The 19,743-nt window shown below is 75.2% G+C and carries 19 protein-coding genes; 11 read left to right on the forward strand and 8 right to left on the reverse strand.

Features of this window, described 5'->3' with window-relative positions; all coding sequences use genetic code 11:
* Window positions 1-8 precede the first annotated feature (8 nt).
* The gene (gene xylB / locus ACA514_RS07750; RefSeq protein WP_375040330.1) at window positions 9-1,397 is read right to left on the reverse strand and encodes a xylulokinase; all 1,389 of its coding nucleotides are present in this window, start codon (window positions 1,395-1,397) and stop codon (window positions 9-11) included.
* 88 nt (window positions 1,398-1,485) lie between these two features.
* Between xylB and ACA514_RS07755 the strand changes: the two genes are divergently transcribed.
* Window positions 1,486-2,688 carry an ROK family protein gene (locus ACA514_RS07755; protein ID WP_375040331.1) on the forward strand — a complete coding sequence of 401 codons (1,203 nt, stop codon included), beginning with the start codon at window positions 1,486-1,488 and terminating at the stop codon, window positions 2,686-2,688.
* Here ACA514_RS07755 and ACA514_RS07760 read toward each other — a convergent pair.
* The 3 genes from ACA514_RS07760 to ACA514_RS07770 are packed head-to-tail and all read right to left on the reverse strand — an operon-like array spanning window position 2,685 to window position 7,554.
* Window positions 2,685-4,208, reverse strand: a complete 1,524-nt coding sequence (locus tag ACA514_RS07760) for a glycoside hydrolase family 43 protein (protein WP_375040332.1) — start codon at window positions 4,206-4,208, stop codon at window positions 2,685-2,687. The two genes, ACA514_RS07755 and ACA514_RS07760, sit on opposite strands and share 4 nt — an antisense overlap.
* Window positions 4,205-6,526, reverse strand: coding sequence for a beta-glucosidase (locus ACA514_RS07765; protein WP_375040333.1), 2,322 nt, complete (start codon window positions 6,524-6,526; stop codon window positions 4,205-4,207). The genes ACA514_RS07760 and ACA514_RS07765 overlap by 4 nt, the downstream gene beginning before the upstream one ends.
* Complete coding sequence (locus ACA514_RS07770; RefSeq protein ID WP_375040689.1) at window positions 6,523-7,554, reverse strand: LacI family DNA-binding transcriptional regulator; 1,032 nt, start codon at window positions 7,552-7,554, stop codon at window positions 6,523-6,525. Before ACA514_RS07770 ends, ACA514_RS07765 begins: the two co-directional genes overlap by 4 nt.
* Before the next feature lie 293 nt (window positions 7,555-7,847).
* On the opposite strand from ACA514_RS07770, the gene ACA514_RS07775 reads away from it, so the two are divergent.
* Genes ACA514_RS07775 through ACA514_RS07785 form a run of 3 tightly spaced genes read left to right on the forward strand, consistent with a single transcriptional unit; the run spans window position 7,848 to window position 10,968 of the window.
* Window positions 7,848-9,146, forward strand: coding sequence for an extracellular solute-binding protein (locus ACA514_RS07775; protein WP_375040334.1), 1,299 nt, complete (start codon window positions 7,848-7,850; stop codon window positions 9,144-9,146).
* Entirely contained in the window at window positions 9,143-10,144 is a 1,002-nt protein-coding gene (locus tag ACA514_RS07780) for a carbohydrate ABC transporter permease (protein WP_375040335.1), read from the forward strand. The genes ACA514_RS07775 and ACA514_RS07780 overlap by 4 nt, the downstream gene beginning before the upstream one ends.
* Window positions 10,141-10,968, forward strand: coding sequence for a carbohydrate ABC transporter permease (locus tag ACA514_RS07785; RefSeq protein WP_375040336.1), 828 nt, complete (start codon window positions 10,141-10,143; stop codon window positions 10,966-10,968). Before ACA514_RS07780 ends, ACA514_RS07785 begins: the two co-directional genes overlap by 4 nt.
* Before the next feature lie 4 nt (window positions 10,969-10,972).
* Here ACA514_RS07785 and ACA514_RS07790 read toward each other — a convergent pair whose 3' ends face one another.
* Window positions 10,973-11,767, reverse strand: coding sequence for an alpha/beta fold hydrolase (locus ACA514_RS07790; protein ID WP_375040337.1), 795 nt, complete (start codon window positions 11,765-11,767; stop codon window positions 10,973-10,975).
* 50 nt (window positions 11,768-11,817) lie between these two features.
* Between ACA514_RS07790 and dinB the strand changes: the two genes are divergently transcribed.
* Entirely contained in the window at window positions 11,818-13,014 is a 1,197-nt protein-coding gene (gene dinB, locus ACA514_RS07795; protein ID WP_375040338.1) for a DNA polymerase IV, read from the forward strand.
* Here dinB and ACA514_RS07800 read toward each other — a convergent pair.
* Window positions 13,011-13,841 (reverse strand): NAD(P)H-binding protein, encoded by an 831-nt coding sequence (locus tag ACA514_RS07800; protein ID WP_375040339.1) that lies wholly within the window; start codon window positions 13,839-13,841, stop codon window positions 13,011-13,013. The genes dinB and ACA514_RS07800 overlap by 4 nt on opposite strands.
* A 92-nt stretch (window positions 13,842-13,933) precedes the next feature.
* Here ACA514_RS07800 and ACA514_RS07805 point away from each other — a divergent pair, with 92 nt between their 5' ends.
* Window positions 13,934-14,740 carry a helix-turn-helix transcriptional regulator gene (locus ACA514_RS07805; protein ID WP_375040340.1) on the forward strand — a complete coding sequence of 269 codons (807 nt, stop codon included), beginning with the start codon at window positions 13,934-13,936 and terminating at the stop codon, window positions 14,738-14,740.
* Here the strand turns inward: ACA514_RS07805 and ACA514_RS07810 are convergent.
* Window positions 14,719-15,519: an SDR family NAD(P)-dependent oxidoreductase gene (locus ACA514_RS07810; protein WP_375040341.1), complete on the reverse strand. Its 801-nt coding sequence runs from the start codon at window positions 15,517-15,519 to the stop codon at window positions 14,719-14,721. The two genes, ACA514_RS07805 and ACA514_RS07810, sit on opposite strands and share 22 nt — an antisense overlap.
* Window positions 15,520-15,605: 86 nt before the next feature.
* On the opposite strand from ACA514_RS07810, the gene ACA514_RS07815 reads away from it, so the two are divergent.
* From ACA514_RS07815 to ACA514_RS07835, 5 genes are all read left to right on the forward strand, one after another.
* Window positions 15,606-16,223 (forward strand): TetR/AcrR family transcriptional regulator, encoded by a 618-nt coding sequence (locus ACA514_RS07815; protein WP_375040342.1) that lies wholly within the window; start codon window positions 15,606-15,608, stop codon window positions 16,221-16,223.
* A 65-nt stretch (window positions 16,224-16,288) separates the two neighbouring features.
* Entirely contained in the window at window positions 16,289-16,720 is a 432-nt protein-coding gene (locus ACA514_RS07820; RefSeq protein ID WP_375040343.1) for an SRPBCC domain-containing protein, read from the forward strand.
* Entirely contained in the window at window positions 16,710-17,039 is a 330-nt protein-coding gene (locus ACA514_RS07825) for an ArsR/SmtB family transcription factor (protein WP_375040344.1), read from the forward strand. The genes ACA514_RS07820 and ACA514_RS07825 overlap by 11 nt, the downstream gene beginning before the upstream one ends.
* Before the next feature lie 47 nt (window positions 17,040-17,086).
* Window positions 17,087-17,839 carry a DUF899 family protein gene (locus ACA514_RS07830; protein WP_375040345.1) on the forward strand — a complete coding sequence of 251 codons (753 nt, stop codon included), beginning with the start codon at window positions 17,087-17,089 and terminating at the stop codon, window positions 17,837-17,839.
* 155 nt (window positions 17,840-17,994) lie between these two features.
* Window positions 17,995-18,795, forward strand: coding sequence for an SAM-dependent methyltransferase (locus ACA514_RS07835; protein WP_375040346.1), 801 nt, complete (start codon window positions 17,995-17,997; stop codon window positions 18,793-18,795).
* A 13-nt stretch (window positions 18,796-18,808) separates the two neighbouring features.
* Here ACA514_RS07835 and ACA514_RS07840 read toward each other — a convergent pair whose 3' ends face one another.
* Entirely contained in the window at window positions 18,809-19,651 is an 843-nt protein-coding gene (locus ACA514_RS07840; RefSeq protein ID WP_375040347.1) for an SMP-30/gluconolactonase/LRE family protein, read from the reverse strand.
* Between the last annotated feature and the right edge of the window lie 92 nt (window positions 19,652-19,743).

Raw genomic sequence — 19,743 nt, forward strand, 5'->3', positions numbered from 1 at the left:
AATTCCTCTCAGATCTGCGGGGCGGTGTCGCGCAGCGCGGCGTAGCGCGCGCGGATCCGCTCCGCGTCCGCCGCGTGGTCGATGGTGTGCCCGGTGGCGGGCGGCGCGGGCCAGTGCGGTGGTTCCGGCGTCCCGGCCAGCGCCCACGCCGCCTGGCGGGCGGCGCCGAGGGCGACGTACTCGGCGGGTTCCGGCACCGTGACCGGCGTACCCAGGATCGCCGGGGCAAGCGCGCGGACGGCCTCCGAGCGGGCGCCGCCGCCGATGAGCAGGGTGCGGCGCGGCGTCACGCCCTGCGCGGCGAGATGGCCGACCGCGTCGGCGAGGGAGCACAGCAGCGCCTCCACCGCCGCCCGCGCGATGTTCTCGCGCGTGGCGTTCGACGTGGTCAGCCCTGCGAGGACGCCGGTCGCGTCCGGCCGGTCCGGGGTGCGCTCGCCGTCGAGGTAGGGCAGCAGCGTCAGGCCGCCCGCGCCCGGCTCCGCGGCGAGCGCGAGCGCCGACAGCTCGTCCAGGCCCGCGCCGGTCATGGACGCGGCGGCCGACAGGATCCGGGCCGCGTTCAGCGTGCAGACGAGCGGCAGGAACCGGCCGGTCGCGTCGGCGAACCCGGCGACCAGGCCGGACGGGTCGGCGGCGGCGGAGTCCGCGACGGCGAACGCCGTCCCGGACGTGCCGATCGACACCACGACGTCGCCCGGCTCCAGCCCGAGGCCGAGCGCGGCGCCCATGTTGTCGCCGGTGCCCGGCCCGATCGCCGCGCCCCAGGACGTCTCGCCGACCGTCTCGCCGGGACCGGCGACGCGAGGCGGCGCGGCGTCGTGGCCGAGCGCGGCGCGCAGCAGGTCGGGGAGGTAGGCGCCGGTCGCGGGGGACCAGTAGCCGGTGCCGGACGCGTCGCCCCGGTCGGTGACCGGTTCGGTCGCGCCGAGCCGCCACGTCAGCCAGTCGTGCGGCAGCATCACCCGCTCGGTGCGGCGGGCGTTGTCCGGCTCGTGCTCGGCCATCCAGCGCAGTTTGCCGACGGTGAACGAGGCGAGCGGCACGCTGCCGGTGCGCTCCGCCCACGCCTTCGGGCCGCCGTGCTCGGCGACCAGGGCGCGGGCCTGCGGCGCCGAGCGGGTGTCGTTCCACAGCAGCGCGGGCCGCACGACCTCGCCGGCGCCGTCGAGCGCGACCATGCCGTGCTGCTGGGCCGCGACGGCGACCGCGTCGGCGCGTTCGAGCACCTCGCGGACCTGGGACAGCGCGTCCCACCAGTGCCGGGGGTGGCATTCGGTGCCGTCGGGGTGCGGCGCGGAGGCCCGCGCGACGACGGCGCCGTCCTCGGCGCGGCAGAGCACGACCTTCGTCGACTGCGTCGACGAATCGACGCCCGCCACCAGGGTCTCGGCCATCCGCCCTCTTTCGTAAAGACTTTGGACTAAAGAAACTAGCAGATGACCTGGGCCCTGCCCAGACACCGGATTGAATTAGGGTGGGTTCATGACGAAGTCCGGGAACGCCCCCGTCCGGCACGCGACGATGCGCGGTCGCAACCTCGCCGTCGTGCTGGAGCACGTCGCCCGGCACCAGCCCGTCACCCGGGCCCGGCTCGCCGAGCTGACCGGCTTCACCAAGACCACGGTCTCCAACCTCGTCGGCCTGCTGGAGGGCGCGGGCCTCGTCCGCGACGGCGCGCCCGTCCACGAGGGGGAGCGGGGCCGGCCCGGCGTCGGCGTGTCGATCGCCGGGGACGGCGCCGCCGGGCTCGGCCTGGAGGTCAACGTCGACTACCTCGCCGCCTGCGTCCTGGACCTCGGCAAGCAGGTCCGGTACCGGCACGTGGTCAGCGCCGACAACCGCGGCCGCCCGCCCGCCGCCGTCCTCGCCGCGCTGTCGGCGCTCGCCGGGGAGGCCGTCGCCGCCGTCGCGGGCCAGGGCCTCGCGGTCGCCGGCGCCGCCGTCGCGCTGCCCGGCCTGCTCGACCGCGAGCACGGCGTCGTCCGGCACGCACCCAACCTCGGCTGGACGGACGTCCCCGTCGCCCTGCCGGCCGGCGCCGCACCGCTGCCCGCCGAGTACGACAACGAGGCGAACCTCGCCGCGCTCGGCGAGCTGTGGTTCGGCGGCGGCGCGCGGCTCGGCGACTTCGTGCACGTCTCCGGCGAGATCGGGATCGGCGCCGGCATCGTCGTCGGCGGCCGGGTCTTCCGCGGCGCGCACGGCTTCGCCGGCGAGCTCGGGCATCTGGTCGCCGACCCGTCCGGGCCGGCCTGCTCGTGCGGCGGCCGGGGCTGCCTGGAGCAGATCGCCGGGCAGGAGGCGATGCTGCGCGCCGCCGGGATCCCGCAGGCCAGGACGGTCACCGGCCCGGACGGCTCGGTCGGCGCGCTCCTCGACCGGCTGAACGCCGGCGACGCCGCCGCGCTCGCCGCGGTGGACCGCGCGGGCCGCGCGCTCGGCGGCGCGCTCGCCTCCGTCGTGAACCTCTTCGACCCGGACGCGATCGTCCTCGGCGGGGTCTTCTCGCCGCTCGCCGAGTGGATCCGCCCGCCGCTGGAGGCCGTCCTCGCCGCCGGGCCGGGAACGCTGCGCCGCGGCGCCCCGCCCGTCGAGGTGTCCGGCCTGGCCGAGGGCGCCGCCGTCCTCGGCGCCGCCGGCCTGGTCATCGAGCGTGTGATCGCCGACCCGGCGCTCCTGCTCTAGAGCGGGAGGTACTCGAACCAGCCGAAGTCGGCGTGGTTCGCGCTGGCCCGTCCGTTGGAGGTGGCGTAGGGGCCGACGAGGACGCCGGTGAAACCGCCGGCGACCTGGCTGGTCAGCAGGTCGCCGTCGACGGGGTCGCCCAGCGGCGCCCAGTGCCCCGGCCGTGGCGAGTAGGACGCCTGGTACCAGCGGCCGTGGGCCTCGAACCCGAGCCCGACGACCCCCGGCACGGACGGAGCCTCGGCCAGGACGGTCATGGCGCCCCGCTCGCGCTTGGCCAGCCGCAGCCCGTCGCCCGTCACGGCCAGCACGACGTGGAAGCCGTCGTTCTGCACGAGCGCGAGCCCTGCCTCCTCGTCATCGGCGGGTGCGAAATCCAGGGCGGTGAAGGCGGCGAACGCCTGGTGCTGCTGCCGCCGTCCGACGAAGGACGGATTGGCGACGTCGGCGAGCCCCTCGGGACGCAGGCGCAGCCGCAGATGTCCGGGGCGGTCCGACAAGCTCCACCACCGTTCGCGCGGGGTCCGCAGCATGGTCCAGGACGGGCCGAGCTCGGGCCCATCGAACTGGTCGCACGCCGGGACGGCCGGCCACGGGTGCTCCGGCAGCGACGGCACGGGGGGCTGCTCCTCGACCCGCCCGCCGGTGACCGGCCAGCCGTCCTCCCAGGTGACCGGGGCCAGGAACGTCTCCCGGCCGAGCGCGCAGCGGTCCCCGTGGTGCGGTCGCATGGCGAGCAGGACCATCCACCACTCGCCGCCCGGCGTCTCCACCAGGTCGGCGTGCCCGACCCCGACGATCGGGTGGCCGGTGCCGAGGTCGCGATGGGTCAGCACCGGGTTGCGGGGGTTGCCCTCGTAGGGGCCGGTGACGTGATCGGCCCGCGCGATCACCACCGCGTGGTCCATCGCGGTGCCGCCCTCGGCCGTCAGCAGGTAGTACCGTCCGCCGATCCGGTAAAGGTGGGAGCCCTCCGACCAGATCGCGCCCTTCAGCGCCCCGTCCCAGATCACGTGCTCCTCGCCGGTGAGGGAGAGGGACGCCGGGTCGAACTCGCGCAGCCAAATCTCGGTGTGCCCCTCGTACCGGCCGGTCGGCCGGGTGCCGGTGCACCACGCGCGGCCGTCGTCGTCGAAGAACAGCGACGGGTCGATGCCGTCGCCGTCCAGCCGCACCGCGTCCGACCACGGCCCGGTCGGGTCGTCGGCCGTCATCACGAAGTGGCCCGACCACTGGGTGCCCTCCACGAGCGTGCAGATCAGGTAGAAGGTGCCGTCGTGGTACCGGAGCGTGGGCGCGTACAGGCCGCCCGACGCCGGGACGCCGTCCAGGGGGAGCTGCTCCGGCCGGTCGAGCGCATGCCCGACCGGCCGCCAGTGCACCAGGTCGCGGCTGTGGTGGATCGGCAGGCCGGGGAACCACTCGAACGTCGACGTCACGAGGTAGAAGTCGTCGCCGACGCGGCAGATCGACGGGTCGGGATGGCACCCCGGCAGCACGGGATTGCGGAACCGCCTCACAGCCGCACCACCCGCACCGGGACGGTCAGGACGCGGTCCTGTCCGGGTTCGCGGACCGGGCCGTCCAGCGTGAACGAGCCGCGCAGCGGCAGGTCGGCGCTGGACGGCCCCACCGCGACCTCGACGACCCCCGGCTCGACGATGCGCCGCAGGTCCGGGCCGGTGAACGAGGTCCGGTCGGCGTGCACCTCGAACGCGACGCGGGCCGCCTCGCCCGGCTCCAGCCGGATCCGGGCGAACCCGGCGAGCCAGTGCGTCGGCCGCACCACCGACGCGACGGGGTCCGACAGGTACAGCTGGACGACTTCGGTGCCCGCGCGGTCCCCGGCGTTGCGGACGACCGCGCTGACCGTGACCGTCCCGTCGGTGCCCGCCCGCTCGTCCGCCCGCAGGTCCGCGTACTCGAACCGCGTCCAGGTCAGGCCGTGCCCGAACGGGTACAGCGGGGCCGGGTCGACGGTGCTCCAGTCGTGTGCGCCGTCCATCGCCGAGCGCAGGTAGGGGACGGACGGGCCGGACGCGCCGAGCGGCACGCTGAGCGGCAGCCGCCCGGACGGCTCGACCCGCCCGGTCAGCACCCCGGCGACCGCCGGGCCGCCCTCCTGCCCGGGGAAGAACGCCTGGACGATCGCGGCGGCGCGGCCGGCGACGCCTTCCAGCGCGTAGGGGCGGCCGGTGAGCAGCACGACGACGGTCGGCGTGCCGGTGTCCAGGACGGCGGCGGCAAGGTCGGCCTGCCGGCCCGGCAGCGCGAGGGTCGGGGCGTCGCTGCCCTCTCCGGACGTGCCGCGGCCGAACATGCCGGCGCGGTCGCCGAGCGCGAGGACGCACACGTCGGCGTCCCGGGCGGCCTCGGCGGCGGCGGCGATGTCGGCGTCGTCCGGCACCAGCACGTCTCCGCCGGCGGCGACCCGCAGGTCGGCCCCCTCGTCGCGGAGCGCCTCCGCCAGCGTCGGGACGTCCACGCCGAGCGGCAGTTCCGGGTGCGCGCGCCCGACGTGGCCGGGGAAGGTGTAGGCGCCCAGCATCGCGTACGGGTCGTCCGCCAGCGGGCCGACGAGCGCGACCCGCGCTCCGGGCGCCAGCGGCAGCACGCCGTCGTTCGCGAGCAGCACCACCGACTCCTCGGCGACGCGCCGTGCCAGCGTCCGGTGCGCGGGCGGGTCGAGGTCCGGCGCCGTCGCGGCGGCGGGGTCGGGCGGGCCGTCCAGCAGGCCGAGGCCGGCCTTGAGCGTCAGGACGCGTTCGGCGGCGCGGTCGAGCAGCTCCGCGGGGACGGCGCCGCGCCGGACCTCCTCGATCAGCGGCGCGCCGTAGCAGCGGACGGTCGGCAGCTCCATGTCGACGCCGGCGCGCAGCGCGGCGGCGGCGGCCTCGCCTCGCGAGCCGGCCACGTGGTGGCGGGTCTCCAGGAAGGAGATCCCGAAGTAGTCGGCGACGACGACGCCGGTGAAGCCGAGCTCGCCGCGGAGCAGGCCGGTGAGGAGCCGCTCGTCGGCGGCGGCGGGCATGCCGTCCACGTCGGTGTAGGAGTGCATGACCGACCGGGCGCCGCTCCCGCGCAGCGCCATGACGAAGGGTTCGAGGACGATGTCGGCGAGCTCGCGCGGCCCGATCGGCGCGGGCGCCATGTTCCGGCCGCCGCGGGACGCGGAGTAGCCGGCGAAGTGCTTGAGCGTCGCGACGACGCCGGACCGTTCCAGCCCCCGCGCGTAGGCGGTGCCGAGGACGCCGACGAGATACGGGTCCTCGCCGACGCACTCCTCCGTCCGGCCCCAGCGGGGGTCGCGGACGACGTCCAGCACCGGCGCGAGGCCCTGGTGGACGCCCGCCGCCCGCATGCCCGAGCCGATCGCGGCGGCCATCTCCTCGACCAGCGCGGCGTCGAACGTGGCGCCCCACGCGGGCGGGCTCGGGAAGATGGTCGCGCCCCAGGCCATGAAGCCGTTGAGGCACTCCTCGTGCGCGATCGCCGGGATGCCGAACCGGTTGCCGGCGGCGACGCGGCGCTGCAGCTCGCGCAGCCGCGCGGCGCCCTCGCCCGCCGGGACGGGCGCGGTCCCGAACACGCGGGTGAGCTGGCCGAGGCCCTGGCCGACCACCTCCTCCAGGGACGGCGCGGTCTCGTGCGAGTCGTCCTCCATCGGGGCGACGGGCTCGCCGGGCGCGGCGGGCATCGCCCAGAAGCCGGCGAGCTGGCCCGCCTTCTCCTCCGGCGTCATCCGGGCCAGCAGGTCGGCGACCCGCGCGGCGGCCGGGAGCCCGCGGTCCCGCCACGGTTCGTCGGCCGCGCGCGCGGCCGGGACGGCTTCGGTCATCGTTCCTCCGTGGGGGGCGGGGCGGTGGACGCGCGGACGCGCAGGTCGGTGGCCAGCTCCACGCGCGGGGTCAGCGGCGGGCGGCCGTCCAGCAGCTGGAGCAGGGTGCGGGCGGCGACGCGGCCCATCTCCTCCAGCGGCTGCCGGACGGTCGTCAGCGGCGGCGACAGCCACTCGCAGGTCGGCAGGTCGTCGAAGCCGACGACGCTGAGGTCCTCGGGGATGCGCAGGCCGGCGAGCCGGGCCGCCTGGTAGGCGCCCATCGCCTGCTCGTCGCTGCCGGCGAAGATCGCGGTCGGCGGATCGGGCAGCTCCAGCAGCTCGCGGCTGCGGGCGAAGCCGCCCCGGTGGTGGAAGTCGCCGTACCGGACGAGGTCCTTGTCGACCTCGATCCCGGCGCGCTCCAGCGCCGTCCGGTAGCCGTCCACGCGGGCCTGCGTGCAGAGCATGTCGGCGGGGCCGCCGATCATCCCGATGCGGCGGTGGCCGAGCCCGATGAGGTGCTCGGTGGCGGCCAGCCCGCCGGCCCAGTTGGTGGCGCCGACGCTGGCGATGTCGGTGTCCGGCAGGTTCACCGGGTCGACCAGCACCAGGCCGACGCCCGCCTTCTCCAGCTGGGCGCGCTGGCGGTGCGTCATCCGGGACGTCACGAGGATCACGCCGTCGCTGTGGTGCAGCGCGGGCAGGTTCTGCCAGCTCGGCGGGCGGGCGTCGTCGTCGCGGACGAGCGAGACCGCGACGCCGGTGCCGTGCTCGGCGCACTCGGCCTCGACGCCGCGCAGGATCTCCACCGCCCACGGGCTGTCCAGCCCGGCGAGCACCAGGTCGATCAGCCCGGACCGGCGGGTGCGCCGGGCGACGCCGCCGGGACCCGGGTAGTGGTGGGTGCGCAGCAGCGCCTCCACCCGCTCGCGGGTCGCGGCGGCCACGTCGGTGCGGCCGTTGAGGACCTTGGACACCGTCGCGGTGGAGACCCCCGCCTCGGCGGCGATGACGGCCAGGGTCGGCCGGGACGGCGGATCCGGCATCTCGTCGGTGGTGCGCACGGGCACGCTTCTCTCCTCCCCGAGGAAACGATTGCGAACAGTATCGCAATGTTTCGCGCTCTCCTAGCCCCGAGACCACGTAATCCGGGCGTTCTGGGTGCGGTTTCCGGCGCGGTAAGTGCGCACTGGAGGCGGTCAAGTGCCCGGAAGGCCTTGACCGCAGGGGAGTGCGTTCTTAGAGTTCCACGGCAACGGAGCCTCGAAGAGTTTCGAAATGTTTCGAGCGGAACGCCCTCCGCTCCGGCCGCCGCCCACCCCCCATCCAGGAGACCACCATGGGCAACCCCCACCTGTCGCGCCGCTCGTTCCTGACCGCAGTCTCCGCAGGGGCGGCCGCGGTCACCGCCGCGCCGCTGCTCGCCGCCTGCGGCGACGGCGGCTCCGGATCGGGCGGCAAGGTCACGATCGAATGGATGGACATCGCCACCACCGAGCCCTCCAAGACGATCTATCCGAAGATCGCCAAGGCGTACGAGGCCGCGCACCCGGACGTCAAGATCAGGCTCACCAACCTGGAGAACGAGGCGTTCAAGTCGAAGATGACGGCGCTCACCGCCTCCGGGAAGGTGCCCGACATCTTCGTGACCTGGGGCGGCGGCGTCCTCAAGCAGCAGATCGACGCCGGGCTCGTCAAGGACCTCACCTCTTCCGCGTCCGGCCTGCTGAACACCATCACCCCGGTGTCGCTGAAGGCCTACCAGTTCGACGGGAAGACCTACGCCGTCCCGTACGACATGGGCATGGTCGGGTTCTGGCACAACAAGCGGCACTTCGCGAAGGCCGGCATCAAGGCACCGCCGAAGACCTGGGCGGAGTTCCTGGACGCCATCCGCAAGCTCAAGGCCGCCGGGATCGTCCCCATCGCGCTCGCCGGCAAGGACAAGTGGCCCGGCATGTACTACTGGGCCTACCTCGCGATGCGCATCGGCGGCATGTCCGCGATGGAGCAGGCCGCCAAGACCAACGACTTCACCGGGCCCGCGTTCGTCGGCGCCGGGCAGCGCCTCAAGGAGCTCGTCGACCTGCAGCCCTTCCAGCCCGGCTTCCAGAACGCCGGCTTCGACGCCCCCGGCGGGGAGGCGGCGAGCGTCGGCGCGAGCAAGGCCGCCATGGAGCTGATGGGGCAGTGGGCGCCGTCGGTGGAGAAGGACGCCTCCGGCAAGGGCCTCGGCGACGACGAGGGCTGGTTCCCGTTCCCGGCCGTCGACGGCGGGCAGGGCGCCCTCACCGACGTGTTCGGCGGCGGCAACGGCCATGCCCTCGGCAAGGACGCGCCCAAGGAGGCCGTCGACTTCCTCGCCTTCCTCCTCAACGCCCAGAACGAGCACGAACTCGTCTCCTCCGGCGCCTTCATGCCGGTCGTGAAGGGCGCCGAGAACGAGCTCACCGACCCCAACCGCAAGCAGGTCGCCGAGGCGCTCGGCGCCTCCACCGGATTCCAGCTGTACCTCGACCAGGCGTTCCCGCCGGCCGTCGGGCAGCAGGTCAACGACAGCGTCGCCGCGCTCATCGGCGGCAAGGCGACGCCCGAGCAGGTCGCCCAGCAGGTGACCAAGGCGGCCAAGAGCCAATGACCGAACCCCTGACGCTGCCCGCCGCGGCCGGGGACCGGCGGCGCCCCGCCCGGACCCCGTCCGAGCGGGGCTCCCGGGCGCCGCTCGGACGGCGGCTGCGCGGCTGGGCGTCCACCAGCTGGTTCCTGCTGCCGGCCCTGCTGCTGTTCTTCCTGTTCGTCCTCATCCCGATCGCCGTCGCCCTCTACACGAGCTTCTTCAAGTGGGGCGGCTTCGGGCGCCCCGAGGACTTCGTCGGCCTGGACAACTACCGCAAGCTGTCCGGCGACCCGGTCTTCCGCGGCGACCTGTGGCGCGGGCTGCTGATCGTCCTGCTGTCGCTGGCCGTCCAGCTGCCGATCGCGCTCGGCACCGCCGTCCTGCTGAACCAGCGGATGCGGGGCCGCGCGGTGTACCGGGCGGTCTTCTTCGCGCCCTACATCCTGTCCGAGGTGATCGCCGGCGTGCTGTTCGGCATCATCTTCCTGCCCGGCGGCGGGCTCGCCGACCACGTCGTCGGCGGCCTGCCCCTGGTCGGCGGCCTCGCCGGCACCTGGTTCTCCGATCCCGGCACCGCGCTGCCCACCCTGTTCGCCGTCATGACCTGGAAGTACTTCGGCTTCCACATGATGATCTACCTCGCCGGGCTGCAGGGCGTCCCCACGGAGGTGCTGGAGGCGGCCGCCATCGACGGGGCCGGGCCGTGGCGCCGGTTCCGCGCCGTCACGCTGCCGCTGCTCGCGCCGACCCTGCGGATCAGCGTGTTCCTGTCCGTCATCGGCTCGATCCAGCTCTTCGACCTGGTGTGGGTGACCACGACCGGCGGGCCGACCAACTCCACGGAGACGATGGCCGTCACCATGTTCCAGTTCGGCTTCAAGCGGTACCAGATGGGCTACGCGAGCGCGATCAGCGTGGCGATGTTCCTCATCAGCATGGTCTTCTCCCTGCTGTACCAGCGCTTCGCGCTGCGCCGCGACCTGCGGGGCGCGGTCACCTCGGCGGGAGGCCGGCGATGAGGGCGGCCGCCGTCCGCGGCCTGTCCCGCCACGTGCTGGTGTGGGTGCTCGGCTCCTTCGTCGTCGTCCCGCTCCTGTACGCCGTCGTCTCCGGGTTCAAGACCACCGGCGACCTCACCACCGACCCCATCGGGCTCCCGCACCCGTGGAAGGTGTCGAACTACACCGGCATCCTGACGTCCGGCACGTTCTGGCATCAGATCGGCAACAGCGTGCTGATCGCCGTCGCCACCACGCTGATCACCGTGGCGGCCGCCGCGCTGGCCGCGTTCGCGTTCGCCCGCTACGCCTTCCGCGGCCGCGAGTTCTTCTTCACGCTGTTCGCGGCGGGCCTGATGTTCCCGCCCGCGGTGGCGGTGCTGCCGCTGTTCGTCCTGCTGCGCTCGTTCGGGCTGCTCGACAACCCGCTCGGGGTGATCCTCCCGCAGGCCGCGTTCGCGCTGCCGATGACGCTCATCATCCTGCGGTCCTTCTTCCGGACGATCCCCGGCGAGCTGGAGGAGGCCGCCGTCATCGACGGCTGCAGCCGGTTCGGGTTCTTCTGGCGGATCCTGCTGCCGATGGCGCGGCCCGCGCTCGGCACGGTGTCGGTCCTCGCCATCGTGACGAGCTGGAACAACTTCCTGCTGCCGCTGCTCGTGCTCGGGACCCCGAAATGGCAGACGATCCCCGTCGGCATCCAGCAGTTCCAGGGGCAGTACGCGACGAACTACGCGCTCGTCATCGCCTACATCGTGCTGGCGATGGTCCCGGCGATCGCGTTCTACTCCGTCGCCGAGCGCCAGCTGATCGGCGGCCTGACCGCCGGCGCGACGAAGGGATGACCGCTCACCCCGCGAACGCCGTCAGCGCCTTGGCGAACAGGTCCGGATCGGCCGCCATCGCCATGTGGCCCTGTCCCGGCAGCTCCACGACCTCGGCGCCGGGGAGGACGCGGGCGAGCGCGTCCGCCGTCGGCCGCTGGTACGGCGGGCTCGCCTCCCCGACCAGCAGCCGCACGGGCACGCCGATCCCGGCGAACCGGGCGCAGTCCTCGATCCGCGGCACGCTCTCGCTCTCCCGGACGAGCGGCGGCGCGTTGCCCAGGTACGCCGCCCAGAACCGGCGGGCTCCGCGCAGCGCGTCCACCTGCCGCTGCGACAGGCCGATCACGTCGCGGAACACCGTCTCCAGGAGCCGGTCGTAGTCCTCCTCGCGGGCGAACCCGCGGAGCCGCTCCAGCAGTTCGGGGGAGGCGGCCTCGCGCCAGGGCGTCGTGATCGGCGGCTCGTACAGCACCAGCCGCCCGATCGCGTCCGTCGCCATGGCCGCGTGGAGTGAGCACACCGCGCCGTAGGAGTGGCCGACGAGGAAGACGTCCCGTCCGGCCGCCTCGACGACCGCGGCGATGTCCTCGCCCTCGCGCTCGACGGCGTACGGGCCGCCCTCCCGGGCGCTGCGGCCCCGCCCCCGGCGGTCCATCACGTGCACCGTGAAGTGCTCGGCGAGCCGCGGCAGCACCGGCGCCCAGCAGCGGCGGTCGACGGCCGCGCCGTGCACGAGCACCATCGGCGGTCCCTCGCCGATCGTCTCGTAGCCGACGACCGTCCCGTCCCTGGACGCGGCGTACCCCACCTCGGTCACGCGGGGAGCGTACCGGCCCAGGTCCGGGACGGGTATGCGAACATATGTTCGTGTCCGGCGCCGCCACGATCCTGCACGCCGACCTGGACGCCTTCTACGCGTCGGTCGAGCAGCGCGACGACCCCGCGCTGCGCGGGCGGCCGGTGATCGTCGGCGGGGGCGTGGTGCTGGCGGCCAGCTACGAGGCCAAGGCGCACGGCGTCCGGACCGCGATGAGCGGCGGGCAGGCGCGGCGGCTGTGCCCGGGCGCCGTGGTCGTCCGGCCCCGGATGGACGCCTACGCCGAGGCGAGCAAGGCGGTGTTCGCGCTGTTCCGCGCCACGACGCCGCTCGTCGAGGGCCTGTCGATCGACGAGGCGTTCCTCGACGTGGACGGCCTGCGCCGGATCTCCGGGACGCCGGCCGGCATCGCGGCGGGGCTGCGCCGCCGGGTGGCCGAGGAGGTCGGGCTGCCGATCACCATCGGCGTGGCGCGCACGAAGTTCCTGGCGAAGGTGGCCAGCGGCGTCGCCAAGCCCGACGGGCTGCTCGTCGTCCCGCCGGACGGCGAGCTGGACTTCCTGCGCCCGCTGCCGGTGCGGCGGCTGTGGGGCGTGGGCCCGGCGACCGCCGCCAAGCTCGCCGGGTACGGCGTGACCACGGTCGGCCAGGTCGCCGACATGCCGGAGGCGGCGCTGGTGGCGCTGCTCGGCCCCGGCGCCGGACGCCACCTGCACGCGCTGGCCCGCAACCGGGACCCCCGGCCCGTCCGCACCGGTGTCCGGCGCCGGTCGATGGGCGCCCAGCGCGCGCTCGGCCGGCGGGCCCGGACACCCGAGGAACTGGACGCGATGCTGGTCGGCCTGCTGGACCGGCTCGCGGGACGGCTGCGCGGCGCGCACCGGGTGTGCCGGACGGTCACGCTGCGGCTGCGGTTCGGCGACTACGCGCGCGCGACCCGCTCGCACACGCTGCCGCAGGCCACGGCCGAGACGGCCGTCCTGCTGGACGCGGCGCGCCGGCTGCTCGGCGGCGCCGCCCCGCTGGTCGCCGAGCGCGGGCTGACGCTGATCGGGGTGTCCCTCGGCTCCCTGCAGGACGACCGGGTCGTCCAGCTCGCGCTGCCGTTCGAGGCGGGCGCGGCCGCGGACGCCGCCGTCGACGGCGTCCGCGGCCGGTTCGGGGCGGCCGCGATCACCCGCGCGGTGCTGCTCGGCCGCGACCCGGGCATCACGGTGCCGACCCTGCCCGACGAGCCGTCCGGTTAGCCGAAGTCGGCGGCGTGGTCGCGGGCCCATGCGGCGAACGTGCGCGCCGGGCGCCCGGTGATCCGCCGGACGTCCGCGGTGACGGGCGGCGGCGCGTCGACGGCGGCGACCGAGTGCCGGATCAGCGCCTCGGCGACCTCCGGCGGCCCCCACCGGGCGAGGTCGCGGCGGTGCTCGTCCAGGTCCTGCCGCTCGACGGCGATGGGCCGGCCGATCGCCTCGCCGATCCGCTCGGCCTGCTGCCGCCTCGTCAGCCGCTCCGGCCCGGTGAGGACCGGCGCGGTCCCCGCGTGCCCCGGCTCGGTCAGGGCGCGCAGCGCGACCGCGGCGATGTCGGCCTCGTGGATCGGCGCCGTCCACGACTCGGGGAACGGGTCGCGGACGGTCCCGTCCGCGCGGATCGTGCCCGCCCACTGCAGCGCGTTCGTCGCGAAGCCGCCGGGGCGCAGGAACGTCCAGGCGATGCCCGAGCGGGCGACGGCCTCTTCGGCCTCGCCGTGCAGCCGGGCGATCGGGTCCGCCGACGCGGCGTCGGCGCCCGCGGCCGACAGCAGCACGATGTGCTCGACGCCGGCGGCGCGGGCCCGCTCGGTGAAGCCGCCGAGGCCCTGCCGTTCGGCGTAGAGGAAGACGCGCGCGACGCCGTCGAGCGCCGGGCCGAGCGTGGCGGGATCGGCGAGGTCGGCGCGGACGGCCTCGACGCCGCCGGGAAGGCGCGCCGCCGCGGGGTCGCGGCCGGCCGCGCGGACGGGCAGGCCCGCGCCGAGGAGCTGCTGGACGAGGCTGCGCGCGACGTTGCCGCGCGCTCCGGTGACCAAGATCGTCATGGCTCCAGGCTGGTGCCGCGCCGGCCGGGACGGGTAGGCACGGCCGGGCCTGGGACCGGCGGTACCACCCGGATGGCGGCATCATGACAGGGATGGACAGGGTGGGGATGGACAGGCGAGAGCTGGCCGGTTTCCTGCGCAGCCGGCGCGACCGGGTCCGGCCGGACGAGGCGGGCTTCGCCGCGGGCGGGCGCCGCCAGACGCCCGGGCTGCGCCGCGAGGAGGTCGCGCTGCTGGCGGGCATCTCGGTGGACTACTACATCCGGATGGAGCAGGGGCGCGGGCCGAGGCCGTCCGCGCAGGTGCTCGCCGCGCTCGGCCGCGCGCTCCGGCTGACCGGCGACGAGACCGGCTACCTGCTCGGCTTCGCCGCGCCGCCGCCCGCGCCCGCCGCGGCGGAGGTCCCCGCCAACGTGCTGCGGCTGCTCGACCGGCTGGACGGCGTTCCGGCGATGGTGATCAACGTCTGCTACGACGTGCTGGCGTGGAACCGGATGCTGACCGCGCTGATCGGCGACCTGGCGCAGGCGCCGCCGGAACGGCGCAACACGCTGCGCTGGCTTTTCGGCGGGCCGCTGGATGGCGCCAAGCTGGAGTTGGCCCGCAGATGCGTCGCCGACCTGCGGGCGAGCGGCCGCTATCCCGGCGACCCGGCCGTGCGCGCGATCGTCGCCGAACTGTCCGCCGCCAGCCCGGAGTTCGCCGGGATGTGGGCCGCCCGCGAGATCGAGGTGCAACGGACGATCACCAAGCGCGCCGTCCACCCCGTCGCGGGCGAGCTGGAACTCGACTGCGAGATCCTGCCGGTGCCCGGCGGCGGCGAGCACCGGGTCGTCCTGTACACGGCGGCGCCGGGCAGCGCGTCCGATCGGGGGCTTCAGAAGCTCCGCGGCACCTGAATCCGCCGCGCCGCGGCCCGTGCCGCCAGGCGCCCGACCGCCGGGACCTCCAGCGGCAGCAGCGAGGGGAACGGGTGGACGCGGCGGCGCTCGCCGCGCTCGATCGCCCGCACGATCGCCCGCGCGGCGGACTCGGGCGAGACCGGCGGGAGCGTGCGCACCGGCCGGCCGCGCCAGGGCAGCAGCCCGACGTCGCGGGCATCGGTGTCGGTGGCGCCCGGGACGTACTCCAGGACGGTGACGCCGGTGCCGCGCAGCTCGTTGCGCATCGTGCGGGTGGCGTGCGCGAGCGCGGCCTTGGCCGAGCCGTAGTACCCGAGCATCGGAACCGGCAGCGCCTGCAGCGTGGACGTGACGTTGACGATCACGCCGCCGCCGCGCATCCCGGGCAGCAGCTCGCGGGCCAGCGCGAGCGGCGACCAGAAGTTCGTCTCGAACAGCGCCCGCGCGTCGGGGCCGTCGCCCAGCTCGCCCTGGGCCGCGACGAGCCCCGCGCCCGCGTTGCTGACCAGCACGCGCACACCGCCCAGCGCCCGCTCCGCCGCGCCGGCCAGCGCGGCGGCGGCGCCCGGACGCGACAGGTCGGCCTCGATGACGTGCGGGCGCGTCCCGCCGCGCGCCGCGATCCGGTCGGCCACGTCCTCCAGCGCGTCCCGCCGGCGCGCCGCGATCGCCAGCCGCGCGCCGCGCCCGGCCAGCGCGAACGCCAGGGCGCGGCCGATCCCGCTGGACGCGCCGGTGAGCAGGACCGGCGCGTCCGTCAGCTCGATCCGGGCCATCATCGCCTCCCGATGTTGACTGATTATCAATCAGTTCGAGAGGCTAGACTCGCCCGCGACCGCACGTCAATCCGAGGGAGCCGCCGATGCCCCGGCCCGACCGCCGGCAGATGCTGATCGACGCCGCCGCCGAGTTGTTCGCCGGACGCGCCTACGACGAGGTCACCACGACCGAGATCGCCCGGCGGGCGGGCGTCGCCTACGGGCTGATCGCGCACCACTTCGGCAACAAGCGCGGCCTGTACCTGGCGACGATCCGCGCCGCCGCCGACCGGCTGCGGGTCGTCCACGAGGCGGAGCCGCAAGGCGCGACGCCGGGGGAGCAGCTGCGCGATGCCCTCGACCGGCACATCGCCTTCATGGAGGCGAACGCCGCCGGGTTCCTGGCGGTCATGCGCGGCGGCAACGGCTCCGACCCCGAGGTCCGCGCGATCGTGGAGGACCTGCGCTGGCAGGGCGCGCAACGGCTGCTGGACGCGCTCGGCGTGCCCGATCCGGCCCGTCCGGTGCTGCGCACCACGATGCGCGGCTGGGTCGGCTACCTGGACGAGGTCGTCATCGACCATCTTCGGCACCGCGACGTCCCGCGCGACCGGCTGGCGGTCCTCGCGGCGGCGACCCTGGCCGCCGCCCTGCGCGCCGCGCGCGCGGCCGACCCGGGCATCGGCCTCGACGCCGAGGTGATCGACCTGCTCGGTCCCTGACCCGTTGACGCAACCCAACGGTTGCCATAGTGTGGCAACCGTTGGGTTGCTATACGGAGGTCGCCATGGGGTTTCCCGATCGGATCGAACGGACCGTGGAGCTCGCCGCCCCGCCGGGGAAGGTGTGGACGGCGCTCACCACGGCCGAGGGGCTGGCCGCCTGGTTCGGCGAGGAGGCGGCCATCGACCCGCGTCCGGGCGGGCGGGCCTGGATGGGCTGGAGCGACGGGTCCGCCGTCGCCATGCGCGTCGAACGGATCGAGGAGCCCCGGGTGTTCGGCTTCACCTGGCAGCTCAAGGGGCTGCCCGCGGACGACCCGCGCCGCACCTACGTCGAGTTCACCCTCGAACCGTCCGGCGCGGGCACCCGGTTGCACGTGGTGGAGACCGGTTTCGCCCAGCTCCCCGAGGACGTGTACCAGGAGGAGTACGACGCGCACGTCGGCGGTTGGGCGGCGGAACTGGGCGAACTCGCCGGGCACCTCGATGCGGCCTGACCTGGAGGCGACCGCCGAGCGGGTCTTCGCCGCGCTGGCCGACCCGTCCCGGCGCTCCGTCCTGGCGACGCTCGCCGCGGACGGGCCGGCCACCGCCACCGACCTGGCCGCCCGGCTGCCGATCACGCGGCAGGCGATCGCCAAGCACCTCGCCCTGCTCACCGGGGCGGGCCTGGTGACGGCCGAACCCGGGGAGCGGCGCCGGGTCCGCTACCGGGTGCGCACCGCGCCGATGCGGGTGGCGCAGCAGTTCCTGAACGTGCTGGCCGGCGACTGGGACGACCGGCTCGACGCGCTCAAGGACCACCTCGAGCAATGACCCGGACACCACCTACGGCCGGCGGACGCCGGCACACGGAGGGGATCATGAACGGCAGGACGGACACGACGGCGGCCGCCGAGGCGCTGCCCAGGATCGTCGACCGGGCCACCTGGCAGGCCGAGCGGGACGCGCTGCTGGTGCGGGAGAAGGCGCACACCCACGAGGGCGACGCGATCGCGGCGGCGCGCCGGCGGCTGCCCATGGTGGAGGTGGACGCCGCCGCCCCGCTGACCGGCCCGGCCGGGCCCGTCACGCTGCTGGAGACGTTCGAGGGCCGGCGGCAGCTGATCGCCTACCACCACATGTGGCACGACGGCCACCCGGCCGCCGAGCAGTGCGAGGGATGCACGTTTTTCAACTCGCAGGTGCGGGAGCTGTCCTACCTGCACGCCCGTGACGTCACCTACGCCACGTTCTGCAAGGGCCCGTACGAGACCAGCGTCCGCTACCGGGACTTCATGGGCTGGGACGTGCCCTGGTACTCGGCACGGGACTCCATCGGCGCCCTGCACGCGGACCGGAGCAGCTTCGGATTGGCGTGCTACCTGCGCGACGGCGACCGGGTGTTCGAGACGTACTGGACCACCGGCCGCGGCGTGGAGCCGATGGCCCCGACCTGCGGGCTGCTCGACATGACCGTGTACGGGCGGCAGGAGGGCTGGGAGGACTCGCCTGCCGGGTGGCCCCGCCCGTGGGAGAGCGACGGCCACAACTGGCGGACCGGCGGGCGTCCGACCGCGCAGCTGTCCCGTCTCGAAGCCGGGCGCTCCGACGACCTCGGCGGCGCCCGGCCCTGAGCGCGGCGCAGTCCCCTCCGCGGTGCCGAGGCCGTCGCCGCCGGCCCGCGCCGCCGGCCCGCGCCGCCGTTCGCCTGCGGACGCGGTGCGTCCCGGCGCGAGCACGGCGCGTCCCATGAGACGATCGTTCTCCCCGGGACGAAGCGGAGACTGCGATGGCCGAGGAGAGGTGGTCCCCCGCCGGCGTCGACCTGACCACGCCCAACACGGCGCGGATCTACGACTACCTGCTCGGCGGCAAGGACAACTACGCCGCCGACCGCGAGGTCGCCGAGCAGCTGCTGGCCGTCATCCCGGAGGCGCGGACGGCGGCCAGGGAGAACCACGGGTTCGTCGGCCGCGCCGTCCGGCACCTCGCCGGGCGGGGCGTGCGGCAGTTCATCGACGTCGGCAGCAAGCTGCCCGCGGCCGGCAACGTGCACGAGGTCGCGGCCGAGGTCGCCCCGGACGCGACCGTCGTGTTCGCCGACGGCGACCCCGTCGTCCTGGTGCACGCCCGGGCGCTGCTGGCCGGCACGAAGCGCACGGCGGTCGTGCAGTGCGACCTCACGCGCCCCGAGACGCTCGCCGACGACCCGCTCGTGCGCGAGCACATCGACTTCTCCCAACCGGTCGCGATCGTGCTCGACCGGGTCCTGCACTTCATCCGCGACACCGCCGCGGCGACGGAGACGGTCCGGCGGCTGCACGCGGCGCTGCCGCCCGGCGGGCACCTGGTGTTCACCCACATCACCCACGAGCCCCAGCCGGAGTCCAGCAGGGACGTGACCGAGGTGTTCAAGCCGACCTGGCACTTCTGGGGCCGGACCCGGGCCGAGGTGGAGGCCCTCGTCGCGCCGTTCGAGCTGCTCGACCCCGGCCTGACCTACACCCCGCTGTGGCGGCCCGAGCCCGGCGCGGAGATCGGGCACCCCGAGCGGACGTTCACGCTCGCGGGCGTCGGCCGCCGCGCCTGACCCGCCCGCGGGGTCAGCCGGCGAACGCGGGGGAGGGCAGGCCCTGCCCCGCGCCGGGGACGACGAACAGCGATCCGCCATGGGGATCGTCCTTCGGCGCGCCCACGGTCGCCGTCGTGATGTAGAGGTCGCGGAGGTCCGGGCCGCCGAACGCGCAGGCGGTGGTCTGCGCGGCGGGCACCTCGACGGTGCGGTCGAGGTCGCCGCCGGGCGTGTAGCAGAGGACGCGGCCGCCGCCCCACAGGGCCACCCAGATCCGGCCGTCGGCGTCGGTGGTCAGCCCGTCCGGCTGTCCCGGAACGGAGACGAACGCGCGCCGGCGGGTGGCGCCCTCCTCGGGGCGGAAGTCGAAGACGTCGATGCGGCGCGTGGGCGTGTCCACGTAGTACATGAGGCGCCCGTCGGGGCTCCAGGCGATCCCGTTGCTGATCGTCACGTCGTCCAGCACCGTGTCCGTCTCGCCATCGGGGCGGACGCGGCGCAGGCGGCCGCCTCCCGGCGCCTCGTCGTAGCGCATCGTCCCGGCCCAGAGCGCACCGTCCGGGCCGACGGCGGCGTCGTTGCCGCGGCAGCCGGGGACGGGGTGCTCGGCGAGCCAGCGGAAGGCGCCGCCGGCGTCGTAGAGCCCGACGCCGTCGCGGAGGTTGACGACCAGGCCGCCGCCCGCCCGGGGCCTCGCCGCGCCCACGTGCTGGGCCGTGTGGCGGACGGTGTCGGCGCCGGTGGCCGGGTCGTAGGCGTGCACCTCGTTGCCGAGGATGTCGACCCAGAGCAGCACGCCGGCGGCGGCGTGCCAGTTGGGTCCCTCTCCGAGCCGGACGCGGGAGGGCAGGGCGATCTCGATGCGGTGGTCCATGGGTTCCTCGGTCGGTCCGGACGGCCGGGAGCGGGCACCCGCGCGCGACCCCCGGTGCCCGCTCCCCGGCGCGGGCGGGCCCGGTCCCCCCC

It is taken from the genome of Actinomadura sp. NTSP31, assembly GCF_041951385.1.
In the GTDB taxonomy this organism is placed as follows: domain Bacteria; phylum Actinomycetota; class Actinomycetes; order Streptosporangiales; family Streptosporangiaceae; genus Spirillospora; species Spirillospora napierensis.

Bases quoted from the DNA above. Each gene is read 5' to 3' on its own strand.
- xylB (WP_375040330.1), bottom strand. From the start codon at position 1,397: ATGGCCGAGACCCTGGTGGCGGGCGTCGATTCGTCGACGCAGTCGACG.
- ACA514_RS07755 (WP_375040331.1), top strand. From the start codon at position 1,486: ATGACGAAGTCCGGGAACGCCCCCGTCCGGCACGCGACGATGCGCGGT.
- ACA514_RS07765 (WP_375040333.1), bottom strand. From the start codon at position 6,526: ATGACCGAAGCCGTCCCGGCCGCGCGCGCGGCCGACGAACCGTGGCGG.
- ACA514_RS07770 (WP_375040689.1), bottom strand. From the start codon at position 7,554: ATGCCGGATCCGCCGTCCCGGCCGACCCTGGCCGTCATCGCCGCCGAG.
- ACA514_RS07775 (WP_375040334.1), top strand. From the start codon at position 7,848: ATGGGCAACCCCCACCTGTCGCGCCGCTCGTTCCTGACCGCAGTCTCC.
- ACA514_RS07780 (WP_375040335.1), top strand. From the start codon at position 9,143: ATGACCGAACCCCTGACGCTGCCCGCCGCGGCCGGGGACCGGCGGCGC.
- ACA514_RS07785 (WP_375040336.1), top strand. From the start codon at position 10,141: ATGAGGGCGGCCGCCGTCCGCGGCCTGTCCCGCCACGTGCTGGTGTGG.
- ACA514_RS07800 (WP_375040339.1), bottom strand. From the start codon at position 13,841: ATGACGATCTTGGTCACCGGAGCGCGCGGCAACGTCGCGCGCAGCCTC.
- ACA514_RS07805 (WP_375040340.1), top strand. From the start codon at position 13,934: ATGGACAGGGTGGGGATGGACAGGCGAGAGCTGGCCGGTTTCCTGCGC.
- ACA514_RS07810 (WP_375040341.1), bottom strand. From the start codon at position 15,519: ATGGCCCGGATCGAGCTGACGGACGCGCCGGTCCTGCTCACCGGCGCG.
- ACA514_RS07815 (WP_375040342.1), top strand. From the start codon at position 15,606: ATGCCCCGGCCCGACCGCCGGCAGATGCTGATCGACGCCGCCGCCGAG.
- ACA514_RS07820 (WP_375040343.1), top strand. From the start codon at position 16,289: ATGGGGTTTCCCGATCGGATCGAACGGACCGTGGAGCTCGCCGCCCCG.
- ACA514_RS07825 (WP_375040344.1), top strand. From the start codon at position 16,710: ATGCGGCCTGACCTGGAGGCGACCGCCGAGCGGGTCTTCGCCGCGCTG.
- ACA514_RS07830 (WP_375040345.1), top strand. From the start codon at position 17,087: ATGAACGGCAGGACGGACACGACGGCGGCCGCCGAGGCGCTGCCCAGG.
- ACA514_RS07835 (WP_375040346.1), top strand. From the start codon at position 17,995: ATGGCCGAGGAGAGGTGGTCCCCCGCCGGCGTCGACCTGACCACGCCC.
- ACA514_RS07840 (WP_375040347.1), bottom strand. From the start codon at position 19,651: ATGGACCACCGCATCGAGATCGCCCTGCCCTCCCGCGTCCGGCTCGGA.